The following is a 6,450-nucleotide window of genomic DNA, read 5'->3' as shown; positions in this document are numbered from 1 at the left end:
GGGCCGACGTCCCACGGCTCGGCGATCAGCTTGACCTGCGAAACCACCGGATCCTGCTGGATGAGCTCGAAGAAGGTCGACAGTTTGTCCACGTCGTAGAACTCCCGGGCCAAGGTGGAGGCGAGGTCGAAGCGGAAGCCGTCCACATGCATTTCGGTGACCCAGTACCGCAGGGAATCCATCAGCAGCTGCAGCGAATGCGGGCTGCGGACGTTCAGCGAGTTGCCGGTACCCGTGTAGTCCATGTAGTGCTTCTCGTCACCATCCACCAGCCGGTAGTACGCGGAGTTGTCGATGCCCTTGAAGGACAGCGTCGGGCCAAGGTGGTTGCCTTCGGCGGTGTGGTTGTACACGACGTCGAGAATGACCTCGATGCCTGCCGTGTGCAACGTCCTGACCATGGCCTTGAAGTCCTGGACCTGCTGGCCGGCGTCCCCCGCGGAGCTGTAGCTGTTGTGCGGGGCAAAGAACCCGATCGTGTTGTAGCCCCAGTAGTTGTTCAACCCCTTGTCCTGCAAGGTGCCGTCATTGACGAACTGATGGACGGGCATGAGTTCGATGGCCGTCACCCCGAGCTTCTGCAGATGGGAAATCACGGCCGGGTGGGCCACGCCGGCGTACGTGCCGCGCTGCTCCTCCGGAACCTCGGGGTGGAGCTGGGTCAGGCCCTTGACGTGCGCCTCGTAGATCACGGAGCGGTGGTAGGGAATCCGCGGGAGGTGGTCGCCGGCCCAGTCGAAGAACGGGTTGATGACCACGCCCAACATCATGTGCGGCGCCGAATCCTTGTCGTTCCGGGAATCCGGATCCCCCATGTTGTAAGAGAAGAGTGCCGGGTCCCAGTCGAGTTGGCCGTGCACCGCCTTCGCGTAAGGGTCCAGGAGGAGCTTGTTGGGATTGAAGCGCTGCCCGGCGGCAGGGTCATACGGACCGTGCACGCGGTAGCCATACTTCTGGCCCGGCTGAACCTGCGGCAGGTAGCAGTGCCAAACATAACCATCGACTTCCACGAGATCGATTTTGGTTTCGGAGCCGTCCTCCTGAAACAGGCAAAGCTCGACTTTTTCAGCCCTCTCGCTGAACAAGGCGAAGTTGGTTCCGGTTCCGTCGAAGGTGGCGCCAAGGGGGTACGCCGATCCGGGCCAGATTTCCATTCGTGCTCCTATTGTGTTGTCCAACCAATTTGTCCGCCAGGGTCGTGCGTCGGCAGGGAACTTTTGTCCTACGTCCTGCTGAACAGCAAATCCCGGAAAGTACTAAGCTTGCTGACTATATCCCGGATCGCTCCGCCATGAGATTCATTTCACCGGGTGGGCTCTGTTTATCCCAAGGTGGAGAGAGCCGCCGGGGCGCACTCGATCCTGACTGGCATGTTCGCGGCGACGGATTTCACTTCACCGTCGATCTGGTAGACCAGGGGCGCGATGGTGGTGAACGAGTAGCTGCTGACGCTGGGCTGGTCCCCCAGGCCCTTCGTAGCTGCCCGCAGCGCCGTCAAGAGGACCCGCCACTTTGGCATGTGGGCAAAGGCGATCACTTCGAATTTTCCGTCTGAGAGCTTGTCGTCCGCGTCGCTAAGCGTGGCGTACTTCGCCATCTCTGGAATGTTGGCGAGCACGAGGCTGTCCAGGCTGCGACGCCCGCCGTCGGCCTGGCGTATTTCGAAGGGCTCAAACTTCGAGAAGGTCCGGATCACCGAGACCATTTCCTTCAGGGCTCCCTTGCCGCCCTTTTCCAAGTCAATCGCCACCACCGGCGTCAGCCCGAAGCCGACATAGGAGTGCGCGTACTCCCCGGGCGAATCCGATCCCTTGCCCGCGTGGACGCGCAGTAAGTCGATGCTCCGCACCCTGCCCCCGGCGATTGCTTCCCCGAGCGGCTGGGTGCCGGTACTCCGCCGGTGGTCATTGGCATTGCCTGCCCCCAGCACTGCGCACACCGCCCTGGGATTGCCGCCTTGCATCACCCCGTTGACAACTTCGTTGTAGCCCCCGTCACCACTGACGGAAACCACCAAGACATCCCCTCCACCGCGGACTGCATCGCGTGCCAGCTCGACGGCATGTCCGGCGTGGCTTGTCGGCTGGAGCCTGATGTCCACTGGGTAGTTGAGGAGATCCGCCAGCTCGCCATGGAGACTCTCAGCCAGTCTGCGTGCGTCCCCGGTGCTGTTGGGATTGAAAATGATGACGATCGATTCAAAGGTCCGTGCAGAAGTCATTGCCGCTCCGATTTTTGCTCGTGATGACTTCAGTAAGTGTACTTACAATCGTCCGCCGCACCCTACGGGAGGGCGCCCCGGACTACTTGGCTGAACGGAGCAACCAGCAAGGCCCGGTAGACTTTCTTGCCATCCTGTCCCCCTTCCAGGGGTAACCGCGCGGGACGAGAAACGAAGGCAGACCGATGGACATTCCAACACCGCCGACCTCGCCGCGGCGTGCGCAACCAGCGAGCCCTCCGTCAGGGGCCCGACCCGATCCGGCGCGGGCCAAAGTCATCAGCTACCCCGTGCCGGACCCCTTGGAGCCACAAGGACCTGTACAGGACCGGGTGAAACAGGCCGTGACGGAGCCGGATCGGGCACAGGAGCCGGCTCCCAAAGCCGGCAAGAAACCTAGGCGATCCAAACGGAAGTGGCGCCGCAAGGTCCTCCTGGCGCTGATCGTCCCGCTCGTTCTTGTCCAGCTCATCGCCTTCACGTTCAGCATGGGCGTGACCCCGCCACGCACCGCCTACATGCTGGAAGCGGGTGAGCCCAACGTCCACCAGTTCGTCTCGATCAACCACATGAGCCGGCATTTGCTGGCCGCGACCATCGCCCATGAAGACGAACAGCTCGGCACACGCAGCGGGGCCTTCGACGTCGGAGACCTCCAGGCGAGGGCACAGGCGTATTTCCAGGGAAAGCCGGACCCCAGCGGCTCCACCATCCCCCAGCAGCTGGTCAAGAACATTTTCCTCTGGGACGACCAGAACGCTGTCCGCAAGGGGATTGAAGCCGTCCTGGCAACCCAGTTCAGCTACACGTTGAGCCCCCAACGCACCTTGGAGCTCTATCTAAACTACGCACAGTTCGGCCCCCATCTGTACGGGGTCTGCGCGGCAAGCTGGTACTACTTCGGAACCCCGCCGTGGAACATGACCGACTATCAGTCCGCGCAGCTGATGGGCGTCCTTCCCCTGCCGGATCTGGTCAAACGGGCCCCCAACGGAGGCATCTACCTAGGCACAGGCGTCAACCCCGCTGTGTGGAACCTGGTGAACGGAGCGGCAAACGTCTGGGTCCCCCGGCAGCTCGTTGGCCTGGGCGGATGGCAGGCGGCCGTCGCGACGATCGGCATCACGGACACTGCCGACAGCCATGCCAACCAGCGCGCCGACAACGACGCATGCTCCACCATGCCCCAAAGCGTCAAGGACCGCATCCAAAGCGAAACCGGCTAGGACCACCGGGAAAGACTCCGGCAACCGGCAGCCCGTGTACCCGCACGGAGCCTGGAGTCCGGGCTCAGCCGCGCGGGGCAGGTAAGTCCAGGTTCCAATGGCGCGAGACCATCAGCAGCCAGTCGGCGTCGTCGTGGCCTGCGTCCGCGGGTCCAGGGGTGATGAAGAAGCGGGAGACAACGCGCTGCGAGCCTTCGGCGTCTCCGTAAAGGACATCGACCGTGAAGCCGTCGCCGGCCGCTCCCGCGGTTGCGTTGCGGAAGTCGGCCGACTCCGGGTCCCGGATTGCGACCTGGCAGAATCCGGCGTCGTTGGCCGGCACGTAGATATCCCGCGTCAGCCGGTGGAACTCCTCCACCGGCGACAGCGGAGCCCTGGCGTCAGGTGGCAGGTGCCAGCCGTGCAGAACCGCCACTCCTGCCCCCGCGTTGCGCACAGACATCAACAGGTACACAGCGTTATCGCTGATCTCGAGAGTGGCATGGCCGCCGCGCACCGCCATCCACTTGCCTTCCATGAACCGCACCTTCTGCGGGGCGTCGGACCAGTTGGAGGGCAGCAAGATGGGGCGCAATCCATTCAGCAGGGCGCGCTCCGCCACCCGCGCCGATCGGTTGGCCGATCTCGTGGAAATGAACGTCGCGACGGCCAGGACAGTCGTACCGAGCGCGGTGCCGAGGTTGGAGAGTAGAACCCAGTCGACCATAAGCCACATTCAACGCCTGTGCTGCCCCGCGGGCAATGGACCCCTACCTGCCGCCCTCGATCTTCCGGCTGCGTTGGTTCTGGGCCATCGGGCCGTAAGGATAGACGCCGACGCGCGGTTGACTGGCCTCGGTGAGCCGGCCGGTTTCCTCGGGGCTGAGTTCCAGGTCTGCCGCGGCCAGGTTGTCCGCCAGCTGATCCGTTGTGCGGGCGCCGAGGATCACGGAGGTCACCGCAGGCCGGTCCGCCAACCAGGCCAGTGCCACCCGGGAGGCACTGACGCCATGATCTGCGGCGATCTTTTCCACGGTTCCGATGACATCCCAAGTGCGGGGATCGTCGTTGCGGGCCTGCCACGCCTCCATGCCGCGTTCCGGGTTTTCACCCAGGCGCGTGGCCCCGGTGGGCGGCACGTCGCGCCTGTACTTGCCGGAAAGCCAACCGCCGCCCAAGGGAGACCATGGCAGCAGCCCGATGCCCGCATCCAGCGAAGCCGGAACGATCTCCGATTCGATCTCACGGACCAGCAGGCTGTACTGCGGCTGCAGGGTCACCGGCGCGCTCCAGCCAAAGGCCTTGGCCACGTGGACGGCCTTGGTCAATTGCCACCCCAGGAAGTTGGAAAAGCCGTAGTAGGCGATCTTGCCGCTGCTGACGGAGTCGTGCAGGAAGCGCAGCGTCTCCTCCAAAGGCGTAATGGGGTCCCACGCGTGCATTTGGTACAGGTCGATTTGCTCCACGCCCAAGCGGCGAAGCGAGTCGTCCAAGGCCCGCGTGAGGTGGCGTCGGGAAGTCCCGACGTCGTTCGGCGCCGTCCCCATCGGGAAGCGGCCCTTGGTGGCCAACACCACGCGGTCCCGCGCATCCGGCCGTTCGGCCAGCCAGCGGCCGATGATTTCCTCCGACACCCCTGCGCTGTAAACATCGGCGGTGTCAATGAAGTTGCCGCCAGCCGCGACGTAGCTGTCCAGGATGTCGCGGGATGTTTCCTCGGTGGCCTCGGCCCCGAAGGTCATGGTTCCGAGCGCGTAGTTCGAAACCACGGCGCCGCTGTTGCCCAAAGTGCGGTATTGCATCATGTTCCTCAATCTTCGACGGGAGTAGTGCGGTTCGAATGGTACGTGCGCCAAGTGTGTTCGGGCTCGAAGCCCAGCAGTCGCCTGGCCTTGTCGATAGAGAGCATGGTCTCGTGCTCGCCCAAATTCTTAATCACCTTGACGTTGGGGAACACCTCGGCAGCCAGGCTGGCACTGGACCGGCTCATGACAGTATCCGCGTTCGCGATGATGAATGCTTCGAAGCCGGGCTTGCCGTTTTCGAGGGCCCGGGCCACAGCCTGCGCACCGTCCCGGCCATCGATGTAACCCCAAAGGTTCCACTTCCGCAGCCTGGCGTCGGAGTCGAAGGATGGAAACCGTTCGTAATCTTCCACGTCCATGACATTGGAGAACCGCAACCCCACGATGCTCAGCTCTGGATCCCAGCGCGTCAACTCGATCGCCATCTGCTCTTCCAGATGCTTCACCAGCGAATAGGTGCTCTCGGGCCGGGCGGGGTATTCCTCATCCACCGGGATGTAGGGAGGGTCGACGTCGAAGGGCAGGCCCAGCACGGTCTCACTTGAGGCGTAGACAACCTTTTTGATGCCGGCCCGGCGGGCCGCCTGGAACACGTTGTACGTCGAAAGCATGTTGTTCTGGAACGTCGCGACATCCGGGACGATGCCGGGTGCCGGGATCGCGCCGAGATGCACGACGGCGTCGAAGCCGCTGTGGCGGTCGTCCAGCCCGAGAAACACATCCAGCACCTGGCCGAAGTCACGCAAGTCGACAATCGCCAGACCGGGGCTCCGCTCGCCAGCCCGGTCCAGGATCAACACCTGGTGCCCGTCCTCGCTGAGCCGGCGCACTACATGCCGGCCCAGTTTTCCGCTTCCACCCGTCACTGCAATTCTCATCGGTACTCCTTCGAAATAGCCCGGCGGTTTCACATCGAGAGTAGGGCACAAACCTGCTCCGGCGCGTGGCCCTCCCGGTCCTAGGAAAGCCAGACACCCGCGCCCGCGGGATGACCTCCGCGGATGAATTTCGCCGACACGGGCAACTTTTTCGGCATTTCAACTTGTGCCCGAGCTGCCGATCATCCACACTGGCTACAGATCCGCAGGAAAATCCTTCCGCCGATCAAGCCCGCCGGACTCTACGGCCAGCAACCGCCCCATCACAGAATGCCGGGCACCCCCTCTCGAACCACCGCTTTCCGCCTCCCCGGGTGCGCCCGGACCCGGAAGCCCGTGAC

Annotated in this window: 6 protein-coding genes; 1 reads left to right on the top strand and 5 read right to left on the bottom strand. The window is 63.5% G+C overall.

The window, feature by feature from the left end; genetic code table 11:
• Positions 1-1,154, bottom strand: a 1,154-nt coding sequence (locus AB0323_RS17890; RefSeq protein WP_366178521.1) for an alpha-amylase family glycosyl hydrolase, incomplete at its 3' end; no start/stop codon positions are given.
• Positions 1,155-1,321: 167 nt separating this feature from the next.
• Positions 1,322-2,221 (bottom strand): diacylglycerol kinase family protein, encoded by a 900-nt coding sequence (locus AB0323_RS17885; RefSeq protein WP_366178520.1) that lies wholly within the window; start codon positions 2,219-2,221, stop codon positions 1,322-1,324.
• Between the two features lie 344 nt (positions 2,222-2,565).
• On the opposite strand from AB0323_RS17885, the gene AB0323_RS17880 reads away from it, so the two are divergent.
• Entirely contained in the window at positions 2,566-3,447 is an 882-nt protein-coding gene (locus AB0323_RS17880) for a transglycosylase domain-containing protein (protein WP_366178519.1), read from the top strand.
• Between the two features lie 64 nt (positions 3,448-3,511).
• Here the strand turns inward: AB0323_RS17880 and AB0323_RS17875 are convergent, their stop codons facing one another.
• The 3 genes from AB0323_RS17875 to AB0323_RS17865 are packed head-to-tail and all read right to left on the bottom strand — an operon-like array spanning position 3,512 to position 6,109.
• Entirely contained in the window at positions 3,512-4,153 is a 642-nt protein-coding gene (locus tag AB0323_RS17875; protein ID WP_366178518.1) for a hypothetical protein, read from the bottom strand.
• Between the two features lie 43 nt (positions 4,154-4,196).
• Positions 4,197-5,228: an aldo/keto reductase gene (locus tag AB0323_RS17870; protein ID WP_366178526.1), complete on the bottom strand. Its 1,032-nt coding sequence runs from the start codon at positions 5,226-5,228 to the stop codon at positions 4,197-4,199.
• An 8-nt stretch (positions 5,229-5,236) separates the two neighbouring features.
• Positions 5,237-6,109, bottom strand: a complete 873-nt coding sequence (locus AB0323_RS17865; protein WP_366178517.1) for an NAD(P)-dependent oxidoreductase — start codon at positions 6,107-6,109, stop codon at positions 5,237-5,239.
• Positions 6,110-6,450: the final 341 nt, after the last annotated feature.

It is taken from the genome of Arthrobacter sp. NPDC080031 (assembly GCF_040702485.1).
Classification (GTDB): domain Bacteria; phylum Actinomycetota; class Actinomycetes; order Actinomycetales; family Micrococcaceae; genus Arthrobacter.
This window is presented reverse-complemented; position numbering and strand designations above follow the sequence as displayed.